This window comes from Corynebacterium sp. KPL2680, from assembly GCF_040225675.1.
Taxonomy (GTDB): domain Bacteria; phylum Actinomycetota; class Actinomycetes; order Mycobacteriales; family Mycobacteriaceae; genus Corynebacterium; species Corynebacterium rhinophilum.
In genome coordinates this window covers 162,968-181,686 of sequence record NZ_JBEHFM010000001.1, presented here as the reverse complement: position 1 = coordinate 181,686, position 18,719 = coordinate 162,968, and the positions used below count along the sequence as shown (strand labels likewise).

The window sequence follows — 18,719 nt, the reverse complement described above, 5'->3', positions numbered from 1 at the left end:
CCCCAGCTTTCCGATGCCCCCTTTCGGGCACCGCAGGCTGGGGTTTTCGCATGCGTGGGGTACCATGTATGGGTCGATTTTGCTCCTCTTTCAAGGATTGTCTGCATGTCCCTCAATGAGTCCGTGGCCGCCGCGGTCACGAAGAAAACCGCTCTGCTTGACCAGTCGCCGTCGCGCTTTATCGTGCGCGCCATCCTGTGGCGTGTACCTGCTCATCGGCACGGCCTTTGCCTGCGCCGTGGCACAAGCGGTGGAAAAGAACTTCGAAGGCTTGGGCAGCGTCGCCTTCGCCTTCCTCTTCGGCCTCGGCCTGTTTGCCATCATCATCTTGGGCGCTGACCTTGCGACCGGCAACATGCTGTTCATGGTCTACGGAGCCGCCAATAAGCAGGTGACATGGGCAAAGGCATTCTGGCTCATTATCGTGACCACGGTGTTCAACCTCGTGGGTGCGGCGAACCTCGCCGCCGCGTTGGGGTCTCCGCGAAGTTCGGCAACCTGCCGGTCGATCACATCATCGTCACGCTCACCGACGCCAAGCTGGCGAAGGGGCCGGCGGGCATGCTCGTCGAGGGCATCCTGGCCAACTTCGTGGTCAACATGTCCATCGTGGGTGGCATCTTCGCCAAGGAGATCATCTCGAAGTTCATCGTCATCGTCCCGTTCATCGCGGCGTTCGTGGGCATGGGCCTCGAGCACGTCATCGCGAACTTCTGCCTAGTGTGCCTCACGTTCTTTGACGCGGGCGCGTTCCCGGAGCACTTCACGCTCGGCGCGGTGCTGACCAACTGGGTCATCGTTTGGGTGGGCAACGTCATTGGCGGCGGCTTCCTCATCGGCGGCGTGTACGCCTGGCTCAACAAGGGCCCGGAGGCATACCGCGACTAGGCTGCGGCGTAGTACGCGAGAAGGCCAACCCCGCACGAGCGGGGTTGGCCTTTACTTATCGCGCCGTCGATTCTGAAGAATGCAACGGGTTGTCCATGTCCCCGGCGTAGATGAGCGAGGACTCCTGGTCGCCCAGGTTTACCATCGATAGCGGGTTGCGCAACTGCAAGCGGTTGAGGCAGGAGTGCTTGAACTGCGACGCGAGCACCGGGAGTTTCTCTAGCGTGCCGGGGAAGCGGCGTTCGTAATCCAGCACGACTGCACGGCAGCTGAGCCAAAACTCGGTCTCAGTGAGCAATCCCTTCCGGTCGAAGAGCGCGGCGAGGTGGCGCAGCACGCCGTCGAGGACGTCGGTGTGGATAGATAGCGCGCGCTGGGCGCCGGTGAAGTCGCCGTGATCGACCTGCAGGCGCTCCAGTCCCGCAGGCACGTCCACGCGGGCGTCGACGACCGCGGCCTCTTCTCCTAGGTCCTTGAAGAACGCGCCGACGGGCGCGCCGTTGTCGAGCTCGAGGATCACGTTCTCGCTGTGCGGCATGAACACGATTCCGTACTGGGCGAGCGCGTGGAGGACTGGGACAAGGTACACGTCGAGCAGCCGGCGCAGCCATTCTTGCGGCGGCAGACCCGATTGTGCGATCCACTCGGCGGCGAGTGACTCGCCTGCCGGGTCGACGTAGAGGCAGCCCGCCAGAGTCACGGCCACGCTCGTGGCGGATAGCTGCGGCATGGGCGAGTCGCGCCACAGCGCGGAGAGCATTTTCTCACGCTCGCTTGTTGAGCCCGCGGGCAGCGGGTGGCGGTGGTAGGTGTCGCCGCGGTAGCCCACGGCGACGATTTCTTTGAGCAGACGCACGTTGCGGGCCCGGAATTCCGGATCGACATTGAGCTGTTGGGCTAACCAATCGTTGATGGCGGGCGTGGTTTCCATGTACGCCGGCGAGAGCCCGCGGACGAACCCCATGTTGCGAATGCCCACGGCCGTCTTGACATACGGCAGCGCCGGGCGCGAGTGGTTGAAGAACGTCCGCAGCGACTGCTGGGGACGGAATAGGTCGCTGCTGGTGCCGATGTACACCAGATCCCGGGAAATGAGCTGGTCAAAAAAGATCGTGGAGATGCAATTGTCCCACTGCCACGGGTGCAGCGGCAGCGGCACATAGTCATCCGGTGCGCAGCCCAATTCTGCGAGCGCCTGTTCATAGCGCGGACCGAGGTCCCCGAGCTGCTCGGCGAAGAACCCGGCTAGGTCCGCGACGTCTTCTGATGCCGCCACCACGCAGTGCTCCCGCTTGGCGGCGAGCCACACGATGTGTATGTCGGCTCCCGCCTCCGGCGCGTAGGCGCGCAGCTCGGTAAGGCTCATCCCGCCGCGCCCCGAATTCGCGAGGAACCCGGGGTGCCCCTCATACATTGCTGACTCAGCGGTCACGAGATAGTCCGCCTGGGCATTCGCACGCTCCTGGGCGCTGGCGGCGAGCTGCGGTGCGCGCAAGCTTTGCGCGGCGGGGCGCGTCGCGAGGGCGCGGGCACGGCCGACGAGGGTCGCCTGAATCTCCTCGATGTAGGTGTGCAGGAACCCCGGTTGTATGCCCAGCTGTTCTGCGGCCCCGGCGATGAGCTCGGCCAGGTGCAGCGGGGCGGCATCGGCAGCTTCGATGCTTTCGGGGACGACTTCGAGATGCGCCAGCCCGTACTGGTGGGCCGAAAAGCTCAGCTCCCGCGGCCCAAAGTGGACCGACCATCGTTCGGAGTCCGGGTGAAAGCTTGGCGTCAGCAGTCTTTCATGGCTAAATTCGCGGATGGCCTTGGCGATGAGCTGGCGCTCAGCGGTCTCGGCCGCGCACAGCGCATTCGCCACCGGCGACAGCGAGGCGCGCGCGGCAGCCGCTGAGGAATAGAAGTCTGAGGCGGTACAACGCTGCACCCGTGCCGTCTTCGTGTGCCCGCCTTGGAGCAGGCGGATCTCGTTAAGTCCCGGAACATCGAGGAAGCCGGCCTCGGCGTTCTTGCGGTGAATCGCGCCATTGGCTACGTCGGGCTCCACGAGGAGTTCGCGGAAACCCCGGCAATCGATGAGCCAGCGGATGACCGCGGCGAAAAGGCTACTGGTTAGCCCAGAAACGTGGGCACCGGCCGGCGGGGCGACGAGGAAGTGCAGTCCGCGTAGTGGCTCTTCCAGCGTCAACTCCCTGATACCAGCAGCCTCCGAGCTAGCAGCCTCGGCCAACACCGAGTCCAGCACCACGCGGCGCGGGTCGTAGTCCTCGACGATGCCCATCGGTCTGTGCGGGGCGGCAGGGTGCGGGTGCAGCTCGAGGATCCAGGCTTCTTCGTGCGGGGAGGCGCGGAGCCGGTCGTATTCGACGGCGACGTCGTTGACGCTGGCCTGTTGCATACCCCAGAATGCGCAGTGAGGATCGGTGAGCCACCCGTGGACAAGCTCGGTGTCGGCGGGGGTGAGCGGGCGAAGGCGCACCGTGCCGTGGGGAGTGAAGATGTCGTCACGTTCGGTATTGAGCATTACTGACCCCCGAAGGTCTGGAAGGCGACGGAACGCTCGATGGGATAGTACTCGCGGCCGGTGATGGCCTTGAGAATAATGGAGTTCCTCCACGGTCCCATCCCGAGGTCGGGCGCGATGAGCGAATGAAGGTGTTCCTCGGCGTTTTGGACGAAGAGCGACTGGGCGGCGTCGATGGCGAATCCGGGATCGATGGCCAGGCGCCCGGCCGTGTCGAACTGGACTTCTTCGCGTGCGGTCTCCAGGAAGCTGGGGAAGAGCGGGGCCTTGTAGCCGGTGGCGAGCACCAGCGCGTTTGTCGCGTGCGTGCGGGTTTCGCCGGTCTCGCCGTGGGTCAACGTCAGCTGGAACGGGGCGGACGCGTCTGTGTCGCACAGTGCCGCGCTCCAGCCGGCCAGGAGCGTCGAGGCGAATGGGCGCGGCAGGCCCTTCGTGATGGACAACCGGTAGTAGGTGTCGTAGATGTGATTGACGAGCTGGCCGGAGATTCCCTTGTAAAGATTGCGCTGCTCGCGGTTGAGCCGGTCGCGCGTCGCGGCGTCCAGGCCGCGGAAGAACTGCGCGTACTCGGGGCTAGTCATCTCGAGGGTGAGCTTGGTGTATTCCATGGGGAAGAAGCGCCCCGAGCGGGTGACCCAGTCCAGCCGCGTGCCCCGGTACGCGGCAGGTTCCATGAGATCGGCGTAAATCTCGGCCGCGGACTGCCCCGACCCGATGAGGGTGACGGACTCCTGGGCGAGCAACTCCTTCTTGTGCTCAAGATAGTCCGCCGAGTGCACGGCGAGCCCGGCTTCCGGCGCAGCCCGCAGCTCGCCGGGGATAAACGGCGTGGTGCCCACTCCGACCACGACGTTGCGGCTGAGCACCGTGCAGGTGCCCCGCGGCCCGTTGACGGTGACCTCCCACAGATCGTCGACGCGGCGCACCGACGTCACCGTGGAGTTCCACTCGAGCGTGCTCAGCTGCTGGGAGACCCAGGCGCAGTAATCGGAGTATTCCTCGCGCAGCGGGTTGAAATCCTCCTTGATGTAGAACTGGTGGATGCGCCCTTGCTGCTTGCAGTAGTTGAGGAAACTGTACGGGCTCGTGGGATCGGCGAGGGTGACCAGATCGGCCATGAACGGAACCTGGATCGTCGTCCCAGGAATCATCATCCCGGGGTGCCAGCAAAATTCCGCGCGCGAATCGAAGAACGCCGCGCGCAGCACGCCGCCGTCAACCAGCGGCTGGCTCAGCGCCGCCAAGCCCAGGTTGAACGGCCCGATCCCGATGCCCACCAGATCATAGGGCTTAATGCTAGATTCGGCATCAGCGACGGCGGCAGTGCGGGCGGTGGTGGAAGAAGACATGACAAACTCCTGTTTTAAGTTTCTGTGGGTCGTGGTCTAGCGCGCGGGTTGTACCGCGAGAACGCTGGGGCTCGGTTGAGCGTTGGCTTGGTCGACGGCGTTCATCTCGCGCTCGATGAGCCCGAGGATCGCGTCGATATCTGTGCCACGCAGCTGCGGATCGAGAATGGTGAACTTCCAGCACGGCGCGCCTTCGAAGGTGGTGGTCGCGATAATTACGTCGCCCCGCTCGAGCAAGCGCTGGCGGACGATCTGGACGAGGCTGGCGGGGGCATCGGCAGGCGTAAACAGCACCGTGGAAAGCTCCGGTGTGGCGCGCAGTGCAAAGCGTGGATGGGCGTCGACGCGCCGGGCGGCATCGCGGGCCGCGGCGCAGCAGGCGTCGAAGGCCTCCCCGAGGGCGTCGGCGCCGTGGGTGCGCAGCGTCATCCAGAGCTTGAGCGCGTCGAAGCGACGCGTGGTTTGGAGCGAGAAGTCCGCGAGATTGTGGTCGGTGGCGTCTTCGGGGTTGAGGTAGTCCGCGTGCCACGACACGAGGGCGCAGTCAGCGGGATCGCGCAAGAGAATCGCGCTGCAGGCCACCGGCTGGAAGTAGCCCTTGTGGAAGTCGACGGTGACGCTATCGGCTGCGTCGATGCCGCGCAGACGGTGTCGCTGCGTGGGCGAGAGCAGCAGGATACCCCCGTACGCGGCGTCGACATGCAAGTGCACCCCAGCGTGGAGGCAGACCTTGGCGATGGTCTCTAGCGGATCGATGGTGCCGCGGTCGGTTGCCCCAGCGGTGGCCACGACGGCCATCGGCGTGTAGCCGTCCGCCACGTCGGCCGCGATGCGCCGGGCGAGATCAGCCGGGTCGAGTCGGTGTGCGGCATCCGAGTCGATAGTGATGACGGCGGTATCCGCAAGCCCAAGGAGGTGGGCAGCGCGCAGCACGGAGTAGTGGGCGTGGCTGCTGGTGTAGAGGCGCAACTGGGAAAGTCCCTGCACGCCCTGGGCGCCCAGCGCCTTTTCGCGCGCAATATAGAGCGCCTGCAGGTTGGATTGCGTACCACCGGAGGTAAAGACCCCGCGGGTGCGGGAATGCGGGTCTTGCGGCCAGCGCAGCTTGCGCGCGAAGAACTCGAGGAGGTGGCCTTCGATTGCGGCGGCACTCGAGGCCTGATCCCAGCTTTCGACCGCGGTGTTAACTGTGGTGGCGAGCAGGTCCGCGCCCACGGCGGTGGCGGTGATCGGACAGTTGAGGTGGGCGATGTAGCGCGGGTGGTGGTACCACACGGCGTGGTCGAGCCAGAGTTCGCGAAGCTCAGCCAACGCGGCGTCAAATGTACCAATTGGGTGCTCGAGGTCAACGCGTGTGACGGCCGCTGCTGTCTCATGGGCGTTGCGACCGGAGCGTGGCGCGTCGCCCTCGGCGAGATACTGCGTGAGGGTGTGCTGGCTGTGGTGGATGATTGTGTTTAATGCAGTCGGATCGGCTCCTACGAAGGAATCGACGAACGGGGCCGGTCTCTCCTGACGAATTTTGTGCATGTTAGGAGACGCTAACATAAGTTAGGCTACGGTAAAAGTATCTAATGAAAAGTGGTGCTGCGCGCGGGCATGCTGCTGTTATCCGTGGTCACGGCGGGATGTGTTTGCTGCACCGGCTCGGGGAAGGGTGTGAAAGCGCTGGTCTGATGCGCAGTGCGCGGGGTCGACAGCCGAGGTCTCGGGCGTAGCAGGAGTGGCACAGGGGTGAGTGCAAAGAATGGGCGTGCGGTGCATTTTCTACGGGTTAGTTGCGGGCGCAGGGCGGGGCGAGGTCGGGGTGTAAAAACGCGTCTTTCGCTCCGGGCAAGGCTGAGGCGGGATAAATTAATTCTTGTAGACCTTTTGTGTGGCGGTGGCCATACAGCAAACCGTGTGGCCGCGAGCCAAGAGGCTTAGGCTAGAAAACATGAAGACAGCATTGCTTGTAGGTGGCGGCCTGATCGGTTTCTCGTTTGCCCAGCGCTTCGTCGACGCGGGGTGGCAGGTGCGCATGACGGACGTGCGCGCAGAACTCGCCGACGCGGCCACAGGCCCGTTCGAGTCCAACCGCTTGGGCGGCGGCCCCGAGGGCATCAAGTCGATTATCGAACATATCGCGGGAGCTTGGGACACCGAGCTTGTCGCCGGAGTGCCCGACATGTCGCATCTCGACGAGGTGTACGCGCAAGTCGATGCCGCCTACGGCAACGACGCCGAGACCTTCGAGTCCGGCACCCGCCGCCGCAATGCGCTGCTGCGCGGGTTCCTCGACGTGCGCGCTGCACACTAGCGCTTACTCGGCGCGGAGTTATTCGGGGCGCAGGATGCGCTGGGCGACCTCGACATCAGGGTTCGCCGTGCGCAGGGCGTCGAGGATGTCATCGGCCGCCAGGCACAAATCGTCGTCCGTGAGCGGATCCAGAGCCTCGAGGATATAGAGCACGCTGGTGATCTCCGGCGTGGGCTGGACTCGGTGCTCGGGCCGGAAGCGCCGCGCGGCACTACCCGCGGCATCGCGCACGGTAGCGGTTCCTACCTCGATGCGCACTGGGCCCTCGAAGCCATCGAGGGCAAACGTCGTGATCGGCAGCTCGAAACGGCGGGCGACGGCGTTGCCGAGGGCAACCACGGGGGCATCGGAAGGCTGGGCGCCCAGCTCAAAAAGCGCGGGATCGAGCCCGGCGTTCTGCCACGCCGTGCGCCACGCGGCGACATGGGGCTGGAACGCTGACGGGGCGGCGGGGGTGTCGGCAGCCGGGGAAGTGACGTTGCGTGCGGTGATGAGCAGCGCGCGGTAGTCGGGGCGCGGGGTGTCCAGCTCGACGTTGACGAGGAAATCGATAAGGCTCATTTCAGGTCTCCCGAGTAGAGGTTGAAGCGGTCGCCGCGTGCGAAGCCGACGAGCGCCATGCCGGTTTTGCGGGCAGTGTCCACGGCGAGCGAGGAGGCTGCCGATACCGCCACGAGCTGGCCGAAGCCCGCCATCGCAGCCTTCTGCACGAGCTCGAAGCTGGCGCGCGAGCTCATCACGAGGATGAGATCGCTGGCCGGAAGCAAGCCCTCCATGAGCAGGTGGCCGATGACCTTGTCCGCGGCGTTGTGGCGGCCGACGTCTTCGCGGATGACTACCGGTTCGCCCGCGAGGGTAAACGCGCCGGCAGCGTGGATTCCGCCGGTTTTGCGGAATTCCTTCTGGGCGGCCCGTAGCTTCTCTGGCAACTGGACTACCAGCTGTGGATCTACAGGGATCTGCGGGATGGGGTAGCGCGACTGCTTTGTCAGCGCCGCAATGGATGATGTACCGCATACGCCGCAGGCAGACGTCGTCGTAGTCAGGCGGAGATCGCTCAAACTCAGCGGCGTATTCTTCACCAGATCTAGGTCCAGTAGGTTATAGGTATTCATGCCTTGGGCGGTGGCACCTGAACAGTAGCGGGCTGTGGTGACATCGGAAAGCGCAGCGATATGCCCCTCGGAGTGGAGGAACCCGTGTGCCAGCTCGATATCGTGGCCTGGGGTGCGCATGGTGGTGGTGATGGTCTGTCCGCCCACGCGAATCTCAAGCGGTTCCTCGCCAGCAACGGTATCGGCGCGGGTATCAACCTGCGCGTGTTCACCCAGGCGGACCTTAGTGACAGCAAAGGTAGCATTCTTGCGTCTGGCCATTATTTCAACGCTTCCTCGTGTGGTTCGAGTTTTAATAGTTGCGCGGCTTCTTCACGCCACTGGTGGGCGGTGCGGATCGAACCATCGTTATCGGTACTCATCTAACTATTCCTCAATCATGTGGCGCTGTATTCGACAATAATGAATGTCGGGGTTCTATTTGGAAAACCGCAGGATATACCGTAGGATATTTCGGCGTGCCTGCGGTTCACCCGGTATGCACGCAAAGTTTATTGTATTTGCGTGTTGAACTGGCAAAACGCAGAGCCGAAAAAGAATTGAACATCAACTTTGTTGTAGGCCCCTCGCCGGCTACAGCGGACCGTTGTCTGAATCAAAGGGTGGCGAGCGCCTTGCGGTATTGACCGTGAGGAGCGTGAGTAGCCCGAAATCACACGGAAAACGCTTTGGTGAGCACGGGAACCGCAACGAGAAAGGTACACGGTCACTCATATGACTATGACTGATCCTATTGCCGACATGCTGTCGCGCGTGCGTAACGCAAGTAACGCACACCACGACGTCGTGTCGATGCCTACCTCCAAGTTGAAGGCAAACATTGCTGACATCTTGAAGCAGGAAGGCTACATCGCTGACTACACCGTTGAGGGCCACACTCTGTCCCTCGAGCTGAAGTACAACAACCGCGAGCGTTCCCTGTCTGGTCTGCGTCGCGTGTCTAAGCCGGGTCTGCGTGTGTATGCAAAGTCCACCGAACTGCCACAGGTCTTGGGCGGCCTGGGCGTGGCTATCATTTCCACGTCCCACGGTGTGCTGACTGACCGTCAGGCTGAGGAGAAGGGCGTAGGCGGAGAAGTTCTCGCCTACGTCTGGTAAAGGGAGGTTTGACACATGTCTCGAGTCGGTCTAGCACCGATCGCCGTACCAAACGGCGTCGAAATCAACATCAACGGCCAAGACGTTGAGGTCAAGGGTCCTAAGGGTACCCAGAGCGTAAACGTTCCGGATCCGATCACCATCAACGTGGAAGACGGCATCTTGACCGTTTCCCGCCCTGATGATCACCGCAAGCACCGTGCACTGCACGGCCTGTCCCGCTCGCTGCTCAACAGCGCCGTCATCGGCGTGACCGAGGGCTTCACCATCAAGATGGAAATCTTTGGTGTCGGCTACCGTGTGCAGCAAAAGGGCCAGGACCTGGAATTCAGCCTGGGCTATTCCCACCCGATCCTCATCAAGGCTCCGGAGGGAATCACCTTCGCAGTGGACGGCAACACCAAGCTGTCCATTACCGGTATTGACAAGCAACTAGTCGGACAGATCGCCGCTAATATCCGTCGCCTGCGTAAGGACGATCCTTATAAGGGCAAGGGTATTCGCTACGAAGGCGAGCAGATCCGTCGCAAGGTCGGAAAGACGGGTAAGTAAGCAATGGCAAACACTGAAAACACGAAGCGCACTCCAGTCGGCAAGGACATTTCTTCTCGTCGTCGCGAAGCACGCGCACGCCGCCACTTCCGTATCCGTAAGACCCTGCGTGGCACCCCTGAGTCCCCGCGCTTGGTCCTTCACCGCTCTTCGCGCCACATGCACGTCCAGGTCATCGATGACCTGGCAGGCCACACCCTGGCTTCCGCATCCTCCATGGAAGCGGACATCCGTGCACTCGAGGGCGATAAGAAGGCAAAGGCTGCCAAGGTGGGCGAACTGATTGCTGAGCGCGCCAAGGCCGCTGGCATTGAGCAGGTCGTCTTTGACCGCGCAGGCTACAAGTACCACGGCCGCGTCGCTGCGCTGGCAGACGCCGCACGTGAAGGTGGTCTGAAGTTCTAATGATCATCGTCAACGGAAACATCAACGGAAGGATCGCGTAATGTCGGACCGTGAACAGCGTGACGGCGGACGCTCCGCCGAGAACAACAAGAACAACCGCGGCGGCAACGGCCGTCGCAACGATCGTCGTAACCAGCAGGACAACGAGCGCGATAAGTACATCGAGCGCGTTGTGACCATCAACCGCGTCTCCAAGACCGTTAAGGGTGGCCGCAACATGTCCTTCACCGCTCTCGTCGTCGTTGGTGACGGCCAGGGCCAGGTAGGCGTTGGCTACGGCAAGGCTAAGGAAGTTCCGGCTGCAATCCAGAAGGGTGCAGAAGAGGCTCGCAAGAACTTCTTCCGCGTACCTATGGTTGCCGGCACCATCACCCACCCGGTAGAGGGTCGCGACGCAGCGGGCATCGTCATGATGAAGCCTGCCGCTCCTGGTACTGGTGTCATCGCCGGCGGTGCTGCTCGTCCGGTGCTCGAATGCGCTGGCGTGCAGGACATTCTGTCGAAGTCCCTGGGCTCCGACAATGCACTCAACGTCGTCCGCGCTACCGTGGACGGCCTCAAGCAGCTGGTCCGCCCCGAAGAGGTTGCCGCACGCCGTGGCAAGTCCATCGAAGAGGTCACCCCGGCCCGTATGCTGCGCAAGCGCGCAGGTCAGGAGGCATAAACAATGGCTCTGAAGATTACACAGGTAAAGGGACTGGTGGGCACCAAGCCGAACCACCGCAAGAACATTGAGGCCCTGGGCCTCAAGCGCATCGGTCAGTCCGTTGTTAAGCAGGACACTCCGATCATTCGCGGCATGGTTCACAAGGTTCGCCACCTGGTCACCGTCGAAGAAGTGGCAGGGGAGTAAACCATGGCTGATATCATCAAGCTGCACGACCTGCGCCCAACCGCAGGAGCAAATAAGCCCAAGACCCGCGTCGGCCGCGGTGAGGCATCCAAGGGTAAGACCGCTGGTCGCGGTACCAAGGGTACCGGCGCTCGTAAGCAGGTTCCCGCTGCTTTCGAGGGTGGACAGATGCCCATCCACATGCGTCTGCCTAAGCTCAAGGGATTCAAGAACCCGAACCACGTTGAGTACCAGGTTGTTAACGTGGCTGACTTGGCTGAGAAGTTTGCCGAAGGCGGCGACATCACCGTCGCTGACATCGCTGCTGCTGGCCTCGTCCGCGCTAACCAGCCGGTCAAGGTTCTGGGCAGCGGCGACATCAACGTTAAGTTGAACGTCACCGCAGACAAGTTCTCCAAGTCCGCTGTAGAAAAGATTGAGGCTGCTGGCGGTTCCGCCAACACCAAGTAATCTGGACTAGAGAATAGCTACACCCCCTTTCCTCGCACCTAGCGTGCGGGGCGAGGGGGTGTAGTCGATCTCTGCCGCTGTCATCTCCGCCGGATAACGCGAGGACCGCGCAGGTAGCCCAGACCAATTAGTTGCCTGCGCGCGCCGTGGAATCAGCTCGAGATCGTATTCAAGATATAGAAGAAGGGTGGAACGCTCGTGAAAGCGTTCCACCCTTCAGTGATTGTGGGACCGTCTTAAGCCTCGTCCACGGTCTTTTCAAAGAGTCCGGGGAAGCGGTCGTCCGGGTCCGTTACCGCCTTGATGGCATCCGGGAGCTTTCCGCCATAGAGCTCTTCGAACCTCTCGCGGGAGTAGAAGGCCTCGGAATACAGCGACTTGTGGCCGCCCAAGTCATTGACCTTTTCTTCAATGACACGGTTGAATGCGCCATTGCCCGGGGCACTGGGATCGACGTGATCGCCATCCACGCCGGACCAGAAGCCAACGTTGACCCACGTCTTTCCGGGACGCAGCGGATAAAGCGGCCAGGGGTCCTTGGCCTCGGCGGCAATATCGCCGGTGCCCACGAGCTCGCCCACGACATCGCGCAGGCGGATGGGGCACAGCCACACAGGCTGGATATCGGAGGCTTGGAAGAACCAGTGGAGAAACTCCGGAAGGTTTTCCGGGGTGACCTCAATATCTTGCACGACGCGCTCAGCGCGCGGCTTGCCGTGCGGCTTTTTGATGAAGTTGTACTCCAACTCGTACTTGCGGTCCAAACGCACTAGCTTCCAATAGAAGGAGCTGCGGCGCAGCTCGCGCGGCCATACCTTGCGGACCTTGGGGTTTTGGGCGCCAAACGCGCGTGAGCACCAGAACCAGTCAGTATCCCAGCGCCAGATATAGTCGCGGATGGCAAGACGGTCGCGCCGCATGCCTTGGGCGTGCTGCAGGCTGCGGTAGTAGATCTTATCCCGCGTGTAATCGGAGGTAGGGCCCTCCTCATCGGTAAAGCGGGCAAAGACGAGGTAAGCCTCGTCCTCAGAAAAGACCACGCCGTCTAGCCCATCGACGGTCTCACCCTCGTGGGTGTGGTGAACGGAGACATCGGCAAGCACGCGGCTCGCCTCTTCTACCGAGTGGAAGCGCTGCTCGCGCAGCTCCACGTAGGGAGGCACGGGCTCGAGCTCAATCTTGAGGCGTACCGCGTAGCCCAAAGAACCATAGGAATTGGGAAAGAGGCGGAAGAGATCGACGTTCTCCTCGCGCGAGCAGGTAAGGATCTCGCCGGTGCCGGTGAGGATATCCATCTCGATGACGGACTCGTGCGGTAGACCGTTGCGGAAGCTGGTGGACTCCACGCCCATGCCGGTCACAGCGCCACCTAGGGTGATGGTCTTCAGCTGCGGCACTACAAACGGCATGAGGCCGTGCGCCAGGGTGGCATCGACCAAATCCTCGTAGGTACACATACCCTGCACATCGGCGGTGCGGGCGAGGGGATCGATTTCGATGACCCCGCCCAATCCGGAGACATCGAGGCCTACCTGATTCTCGCTGCGGCCGCGGAAGAGGTTAGAGGTCTTCTTGGCCAGGCGCACGCGCTTGCCAGCGGGAACCTCGCGGAAGCTGCGTAGCAGGGTGTCTACGCCTGCGCGGTGGGCATGCCAGCCCACGGGCTCGATGCGCACGGCGTCGACTGGGCGTGGTTGCAGGGCAGAAACGCGCTCGCGCAATTGGTCCAAAAGGGTCATAGTGGGCTCCTTTTAAAAGCGGCTGTCTTCCCACCACCGGCGCTCAGGCACGCCGGCGCGGGAGCCGGCCTCACCGAGCTTGATGCCCAAGAAGTGGTAGAGGTTAATGATATTGCGTTCGAAGCCCCACTCCGAGCCGGCCATGTAGATGCCGTAGAGGCGAGCGGTGGGCAGGCCGACCAGATCGCAGGCCTCCTCCCAGTTTTCCTTCAAGTTCTCGCACCATTCGTGCAGGGTGCGCATGTAATCAAAGCGCAGGGACTCGGTGTGGAAGACCTCGAAGCCATTGTCCTGCATGGCCTTGGTGACGTTGCCAGAGCCGGTGAGCTCGCCATCGGGGAAGATGTAGCGGTCAATGAACCCGCCCTTGGGCGTCTTGTGGTTATCCGGGTAGGTGATGTTGTGGTTCAACATCAGCCCGCCGACCTTGAGCTTGCTGTACATGAACTTGAAGAAGTCATCGTAGTTCTGCACGCCGATGTGCTCGATGATGCCGATGGCGGAGATGGCATCGAAGCCTTCTTCTTTGACATCGCGGTAGTCCATGAAGCGGATCTCGGCCAGATCCTGCATGCCTTCTTCTTCGATCTTCTTTTGGCCCCATTCGGCCTGCTCTTGCGACAAGGTCACGCCGATGGATTTCACGCCGCGGCGTGCAGCGTAGCGCACCATGCCGCCCCAGCCACAGCCCACATCCAGGTGGGTGTCACCTTCCTTTAGGCGCAGCTTGTCAAAGATGAGCCGGTACTTGTTTTCCTGCGCTTCCTCCAAAGTGGCATCCGGGGTGGGGAAGTAGGCGCAGGTATAAGTCATGGAATCGCCCAAGAAGAGCTCGTAGAAGTCATTGCCCACGTCGTAGTGATCAGAAATGACGTCGGCATCGCGCTCCTTGGAGTGCTTAGACAGGCCATCGTGGAGCTTACGGCGCAGCCAAGAGGCGCGCTCTACCTCAGGCACCGGCTGGATGTGGAAGGCGCCCATGGAAGCCAGCGAACGAATCACGCGCGCCATATCCTTAGCACTGGGCTTTTCGAACTTGTCATACATGGCGTGCAGGGCATTGAAGACGCCGTACGGGTGGGCAGGGTGCTCACCTTCTACAGAGATGCCATCAGTGACATAAGCGCGGGCGAATCCGACATCGCCTGGGTGGGTGGCGATATAAGCAAGTCCGCCAAGGCTATTGATGGTGACCTTGTACTCGGCATCGGCAGGGCCGGTGGCCGAGCCATCAAAAGCCTCCCAGCGGAAGGGGTTGGGACTAGGGATGAAGACGTCGATGATCTCAGCAACGGTCATCGGCGTGAATTTTTTGCTCATTCAGACTTCTTTCGCAATGTTGGGTTCACACCAATAACGACCTTGGTGTTTAGGGATCGCAAGGCCGAAATATTACGGGTAGAAAATTGCGCGGGGCAATAATTAACATGGTAAACCCCTAGTGGTATAAGCGCGAAAGAAAAGGCAATCATTGTCACATAATGCGGGTTAGATGTGGCGCGCAGATATTTGGCTGGTAGGGTTATGGGGTCAAAAGTGTTCCACCGTTCCTTTGGGACTCCTTGTCTTTACTTCTTAACGCCAAGTGAGAAAGACGCGGAGCCCTGAGGGGGCCAACGAGTGTCCACCTCCGTGTGTTGCTGCAATAAGAATCCTGAAGATTCGCGCGTGGCAGTGACAGCGGTAGGCCAGGAGGATTTTGTAGTGTCCGCCATTTTGCAGGCTTTTAAGGATGCCGACCTACGCAAGAAGATCGTCTTCACCATCGTGATGATCATTGCGTACCGCATCGGTGCACAGATCCCGTCGCCGGGTGTAGATTACGCGTCAATTGCAGGACGCCTGCGTCAGCTGACAGAAGAATCCGGAGACCTGTACTCCGTGATTAACCTGTTTTCTGGTGGCGCCTTATTGCAGCTGTCGATCTTCGCCATCGGCATCATGCCCTACATTACGGCTTCCATCATCGTGCAGCTGCTGACCGTGGTCATCCCGCGCTTTGAGCAGCTAAAGAAGGAAGGCCAGTCTGGGCAAGCGAAAATGACCCAGTACACCCGCTACCTCACGCTCGCCTTGGCGCTGCTGCAATCCTCCGGCATCGTCGCATTGGCGGATCGCGAGCAGCTGCTGGGCCAGGGCGTGCCGGTCTTGGCGGAAGACCGCAACTTCTTCACCCTGATCCTGCTTGTGGTGACGATGACCTCCGGTGCCGTCCTCGTGATGTGGATGGGTGAATTGATTACGGAAAAGGGCATTGGCAACGGCATGTCCCTGCTCATTTTCGCCGGTATTGCGACACGCCTGCCTACCGATGGCATGAACATCCTGCAAAACAACGGCGGCATGGTCTTTGCCATGGTGCTGGCCGGTCTCATTGTTCTGGTCGTCGGCATTACCTTCATCGAGCAGGGCCAGCGCCGCATTCCGGTGCAATACGCCAAGCGCATGGTGGGACGACGCCAGTACGGTGGTTCTTCCACCTACCTGCCGCTCAAGGTCAACCAGGCCGGCGTTATCCCGGTCATCTTCGCCTCCTCGCTTATTTACATGCCGGTGCTGATTACGCAGATCGTTAACTCCAGCTCCGTGCACACTCCGGATAACTGGTGGCAGCGCAACGTTATTGCGCACCTGCAGGCACCGTCGTCCTGGCAGTACATCGTCTTGTACTTCCTGCTGACCATCTTCTTCGCGTACTTCTACGTCTCGGTGCAGTACGACCCCGCCGAGCAAGCCGATAACATGAAGAAGTACGGTGGCTTCATCCCAGGCATCCGCCCGGGTCGCCCCACCGCGGAGTACCTCGGCTTTGTCATGAACCGCCTGCTGAGCGTCGGTGCCCTGTACTTGGCGTTGATCGCCATCCTGCCGAATATCCTGCTGGACCTTGGCGTTGGTCACTCTTCTGCCAACGGCACCTCCGCCTTTGGCGGTACGGCCATCTTGATTATGGTCTCCGTGGCCTTGACCACGGTCAAGCAAATTGAATCCCAACTTCTCCAATCCAACTACGAAGGACTACTAAAATAATGCGTCTTGTACTTCTCGGCCCTCCCGGTGCTGGCAAAGGCACCCAAGCAGCAATCCTGAGCGAAAAGCTCGGCGTCCCGCACATCTCCACCGGTGACCTCTTCCGCGCCAATATTGGCGAGGGCACCCCGCTGGGCGTTGAGGCGAAGTCCTATATCGATGCCGGAAAGCTCGTGCCTACCGATGTCACCGCGCGCATGGTAGAAGAGCGCCTCAGCCAAGACGACGCCAAGAATGGCTTCCTCTTGGACGGTTTCCCGCGCACCACCGAGCAGGCAGACATCCTGGAAGAGCTGTTGTCCAAGAAGGGCGAAAAGCTCGACGGCGTATTGAACTTCGAGGTTTCTGAGGACGTCGTTGTCGAGCGCATGATGGCCCGCGGCCGCGCCGACGATAATGAAGAAACCATCCGCACCCGCCTGGGCGTCTACCGCGAGGAGACCTTCCCGCTCATCGAGCACTACGGCGATGCCATCATCCCCATCAAGGCAGAAGGCTCCGTGGAAGAGATCAACGCCCGCGCCATGGAAGCGCTGGGCAAGTAATGGCTTTTCGGCGCCGCACCAAGCGTATTCCCGCCCGCACCGCAGGCGAGCTGGATGCCATGCAGGCGGCTGGCGAGATCGTCGGCAAGGCGCTGCAAGCAGTTCGCGCCGCCGCGGCGCCGGGAGTGAGCACGCTGGAGCTCGATGCGGTGGCGGAACAGACCATCCGCGAAGCCGGTGCCACCCCTACCTTTAAGGGCTACGAGGGCTTTCCGGGCTCCATTTGTTCCTCCGTTAATGATGTCATCGTGCACGGCATCCCCGATGCTAAAACAGTGCTTGCCGATGGCGACCTCCTCTCCATCGACTGCGGTGCCACGCTCGATGGGTGGGTAGGAGATAGCGCGTGGTCCTTTCCCATCGGTGAACCGGACCCGGACGTTGCGGCGTTGAACGCGGCGACCGAGTGGGTGCTCATGGAAGGACTGCAAGCGATGGTCCCGGGCAACCGCCTCACGGATGTTTCCCACGCCTTGGAGCAGGCAACCTACCGCGCCGAAGAAAAGTTTGGCGTGTCCCTCTATATCGTGGACGGTTATGGCGGCCATGGAATTGGCCGGACCATGCACGAAGAACCCTATTTGGAAAATGAGGGAAAGCCTGGCCGCGGGCCCCTCATTCAGGAAGGCTCTGTGCTAGCCATCGAACCCATGCTCACCTTGGGCACCGTCGATAGTGCGGTGCTGGAAGATGATTGGACGGTGGTCACGCTGGATGGCTCGACTGCCGCCCATTGGGAGCATACGGTAGCCGCGACGGCGGACGGCCCCCGCATTCTCACTAGGCGCTCCTGATAAACATTCCTAGAAATCGCCTCTTAAACTAGGCGATAATCCCCTGAAAGGTTTATACTCACCACTATGTCTAAATTCAGCCTCCGCAAGTTAAGTGCCACCGTTGCTGCACCAGCAGTGGCTGGTGTCATGGCATTGAGCACCATTGTCGGCGCCCCGGCAGCTTCTGCTCAGCAACTCCCTAATCTTGATCAGCTCACCGCGCATGCCCAGCAGCAGGTTGATAACTTCCAGGGCCAGACCCGTGACCAGGCATGGCAGACCCGCACTGACATCCTGGACCAGGCTGAGAAGTACGCCCCAGAATTGGCGCCGAATGTGCAGTCCGCAGTGGACAGCGCACTGGAGTTCCTTTTCCCGGGCCTCGTAGCGCAGAAGAACGAGGAAGCACGCCAAGCTCGCGAGGATGCTGAGCGTGCACACGCACAGCAGATTGCGGAAGAAAAGGCGAAGGCTGAAGAAGCGGCACGCCGTGCGGAGGAGCAGCGCCGCGCCAACGAATTCGACCGCGGCTCCTGCCCAGCAGACGCCAAGATCTGCGTCGACCTTGATGGACGCCGCACCTGGCTGCAGGAAGGCGGCGATGTTTCCTACATTTCCCCATCCATGTCCGCTGGCATGGTGGGCGAGGAAACCCCGCGCGGTACCTTCCACGTCAACCGCAAGGTGAAGGACGAAATCTCCCGCGAGTTCAACAACGCGCCGATGCCTTACTCCATCTACTTCACCAACAACGGCCACGCTTTCCACTTGGACAACACCAATGTTGACTCCAACGGTTGCGTCCACCTGCCGTACGATGCAGCGGTTCGCTACTGGAACGACGTCCAGATTGGTGACAAGGTTTACATCTACTAATTCGGTATAGTTCACCGCGTGAGTGCACCCCGCCCTCGTGCTTAGTTCCGAAAGCTGGAACCGAGTACGAGGGTATTTTTAGTATTCTGCTGCAGGTTGGGAAATTAGGAAAGTGCGTGCGGTTTGGAAATCGTGTCGCTGCAGCGTATGCTGGTTTGACGGTGTATGGCGCCAGTAGGTCTGGTTGGCTTGCACCACCGCAGTAGACAACAAACATGCA

General features: G+C 61.3%; 18 protein-coding genes and 1 pseudogene. 12 read left to right on the top strand and 7 right to left on the bottom strand.

Annotated features, from left to right (window positions below; translation table 11 throughout):
• The first annotated feature begins 105 nt into the window (after positions 1 to 105).
• A pseudogene (locus ABRP66_RS00880) lies at positions 106 to 888 on the top strand (formate/nitrite transporter family protein).
• A 55-nt stretch (positions 889 to 943) separates the two neighbouring features.
• Here the strand turns inward: ABRP66_RS00880 and ABRP66_RS00875 are convergent.
• Genes ABRP66_RS00875 through ABRP66_RS00865 form a run of 3 tightly spaced genes read right to left on the bottom strand, consistent with a single transcriptional unit; the run spans position 944 to position 6,291 of the window.
• Positions 944 to 3,412 (bottom strand): GNAT family N-acetyltransferase, encoded by a 2,469-nt coding sequence (locus ABRP66_RS00875; RefSeq protein ID WP_284770197.1) that lies wholly within the window; start codon positions 3,410 to 3,412, stop codon positions 944 to 946.
• Complete coding sequence (locus ABRP66_RS00870) at positions 3,412 to 4,761, bottom strand: lysine N(6)-hydroxylase/L-ornithine N(5)-oxygenase family protein (protein WP_284770196.1); 1,350 nt, start codon at positions 4,759 to 4,761, stop codon at positions 3,412 to 3,414. The genes ABRP66_RS00875 and ABRP66_RS00870 overlap by 1 nt, the downstream gene beginning before the upstream one ends.
• Before the next feature lie 36 nt (positions 4,762 to 4,797).
• Positions 4,798 to 6,291 carry a pyridoxal phosphate-dependent decarboxylase family protein gene (locus ABRP66_RS00865; protein WP_284770195.1) on the bottom strand — a complete coding sequence of 498 codons (1,494 nt, stop codon included), beginning with the start codon at positions 6,289 to 6,291 and terminating at the stop codon, positions 4,798 to 4,800.
• Positions 6,292 to 6,697: 406 nt separating this feature from the next.
• Here ABRP66_RS00865 and ABRP66_RS00860 point away from each other — a divergent pair, with 406 nt between their 5' ends.
• Positions 6,698 to 7,060: a hypothetical protein gene (locus tag ABRP66_RS00860; protein ID WP_284849838.1), complete on the top strand. Its 363-nt coding sequence runs from the start codon at positions 6,698 to 6,700 to the stop codon at positions 7,058 to 7,060.
• Positions 7,061 to 7,078: 18 nt separating this feature from the next.
• Here the strand turns inward: ABRP66_RS00860 and ABRP66_RS00855 are convergent, their stop codons facing one another.
• Both ABRP66_RS00855 and fdhD read right to left on the bottom strand, forming a co-directional pair.
• The gene (locus ABRP66_RS00855) at positions 7,079 to 7,621 is read right to left on the bottom strand and encodes a hypothetical protein (protein WP_349838176.1); all 543 of its coding nucleotides are present in this window, start codon (positions 7,619 to 7,621) and stop codon (positions 7,079 to 7,081) included.
• Positions 7,618 to 8,436 (bottom strand): formate dehydrogenase accessory sulfurtransferase FdhD, encoded by an 819-nt coding sequence (gene fdhD, locus ABRP66_RS00850; protein WP_349838174.1) that lies wholly within the window; start codon positions 8,434 to 8,436, stop codon positions 7,618 to 7,620. The genes ABRP66_RS00855 and fdhD overlap by 4 nt, the downstream gene beginning before the upstream one ends.
• A 453-nt stretch (positions 8,437 to 8,889) precedes the next feature.
• Here fdhD and rpsH point away from each other — a divergent pair, with 453 nt between their 5' ends.
• From rpsH to rplO, 6 genes are read left to right on the top strand one after another with little or no spacing between them, the layout of a single operon-like run.
• Positions 8,890 to 9,273: a 30S ribosomal protein S8 gene (gene rpsH / locus ABRP66_RS00845; protein ID WP_005276990.1), complete on the top strand. Its 384-nt coding sequence runs from the start codon at positions 8,890 to 8,892 to the stop codon at positions 9,271 to 9,273.
• Positions 9,274 to 9,288: 15 nt separating this feature from the next.
• Positions 9,289 to 9,825 carry a 50S ribosomal protein L6 gene (gene rplF / locus ABRP66_RS00840; protein WP_005276991.1) on the top strand — a complete coding sequence of 179 codons (537 nt, stop codon included), beginning with the start codon at positions 9,289 to 9,291 and terminating at the stop codon, positions 9,823 to 9,825.
• Positions 9,826 to 9,828: 3 nt separating this feature from the next.
• Positions 9,829 to 10,230 carry a 50S ribosomal protein L18 gene (rplR, locus tag ABRP66_RS00835; RefSeq protein WP_023016753.1) on the top strand — a complete coding sequence of 134 codons (402 nt, stop codon included), beginning with the start codon at positions 9,829 to 9,831 and terminating at the stop codon, positions 10,228 to 10,230.
• A 40-nt stretch (positions 10,231 to 10,270) separates the two neighbouring features.
• Complete coding sequence (gene rpsE / locus ABRP66_RS00830) at positions 10,271 to 10,894, top strand: 30S ribosomal protein S5 (RefSeq protein WP_005276995.1); 624 nt, start codon at positions 10,271 to 10,273, stop codon at positions 10,892 to 10,894.
• A gap of 3 nt (positions 10,895 to 10,897) precedes the next feature.
• A complete protein-coding gene (gene rpmD, locus ABRP66_RS00825; protein ID WP_005276997.1) occupies positions 10,898 to 11,083 on the top strand; it encodes a 50S ribosomal protein L30 in 186 nt (61 codons plus the stop codon).
• Between the two features lie 3 nt (positions 11,084 to 11,086).
• Positions 11,087 to 11,533, top strand: a complete 447-nt coding sequence (gene rplO / locus ABRP66_RS00820) for a 50S ribosomal protein L15 (protein WP_284770192.1) — start codon at positions 11,087 to 11,089, stop codon at positions 11,531 to 11,533.
• A 236-nt stretch (positions 11,534 to 11,769) separates the two neighbouring features.
• Here the strand turns inward: rplO and ABRP66_RS00815 are convergent, their stop codons facing one another.
• Together ABRP66_RS00815 and ABRP66_RS00810 are read right to left on the bottom strand one after the other, a co-directional pair.
• Positions 11,770 to 13,272 carry an FAD-binding oxidoreductase gene (locus tag ABRP66_RS00815; protein ID WP_284770191.1) on the bottom strand — a complete coding sequence of 501 codons (1,503 nt, stop codon included), beginning with the start codon at positions 13,270 to 13,272 and terminating at the stop codon, positions 11,770 to 11,772.
• 12 nt (positions 13,273 to 13,284) lie between these two features.
• Positions 13,285 to 14,592, bottom strand: coding sequence for a class I SAM-dependent methyltransferase (locus ABRP66_RS00810; RefSeq protein ID WP_284770190.1), 1,308 nt, complete (start codon positions 14,590 to 14,592; stop codon positions 13,285 to 13,287).
• Between the two features lie 384 nt (positions 14,593 to 14,976).
• Here ABRP66_RS00810 and secY point away from each other — a divergent pair, with 384 nt between their 5' ends.
• The 4 genes from secY (at position 14,977) to ABRP66_RS00790 (ending at position 18,499) form a co-directional block, all read left to right on the top strand.
• Entirely contained in the window at positions 14,977 to 16,302 is a 1,326-nt protein-coding gene (gene secY, locus ABRP66_RS00805) for a preprotein translocase subunit SecY (RefSeq protein ID WP_284770189.1), read from the top strand.
• Entirely contained in the window at positions 16,302 to 16,847 is a 546-nt protein-coding gene (locus ABRP66_RS00800; RefSeq protein ID WP_284852469.1) for an adenylate kinase, read from the top strand. Before secY ends, ABRP66_RS00800 begins: the two co-directional genes overlap by 1 nt.
• On the top strand, positions 16,847 to 17,641 hold the full coding sequence (gene map / locus ABRP66_RS00795) for a type I methionyl aminopeptidase (protein ID WP_284852470.1): 795 nt from the start codon (positions 16,847 to 16,849) through the stop codon (positions 17,639 to 17,641). The genes ABRP66_RS00800 and map overlap by 1 nt, the downstream gene beginning before the upstream one ends.
• 66 nt (positions 17,642 to 17,707) lie before the next feature.
• On the top strand, positions 17,708 to 18,499 hold the full coding sequence (locus tag ABRP66_RS00790) for a L,D-transpeptidase (protein WP_349838173.1): 792 nt from the start codon (positions 17,708 to 17,710) through the stop codon (positions 18,497 to 18,499).
• Positions 18,500 to 18,719: the final 220 nt, after the last annotated feature.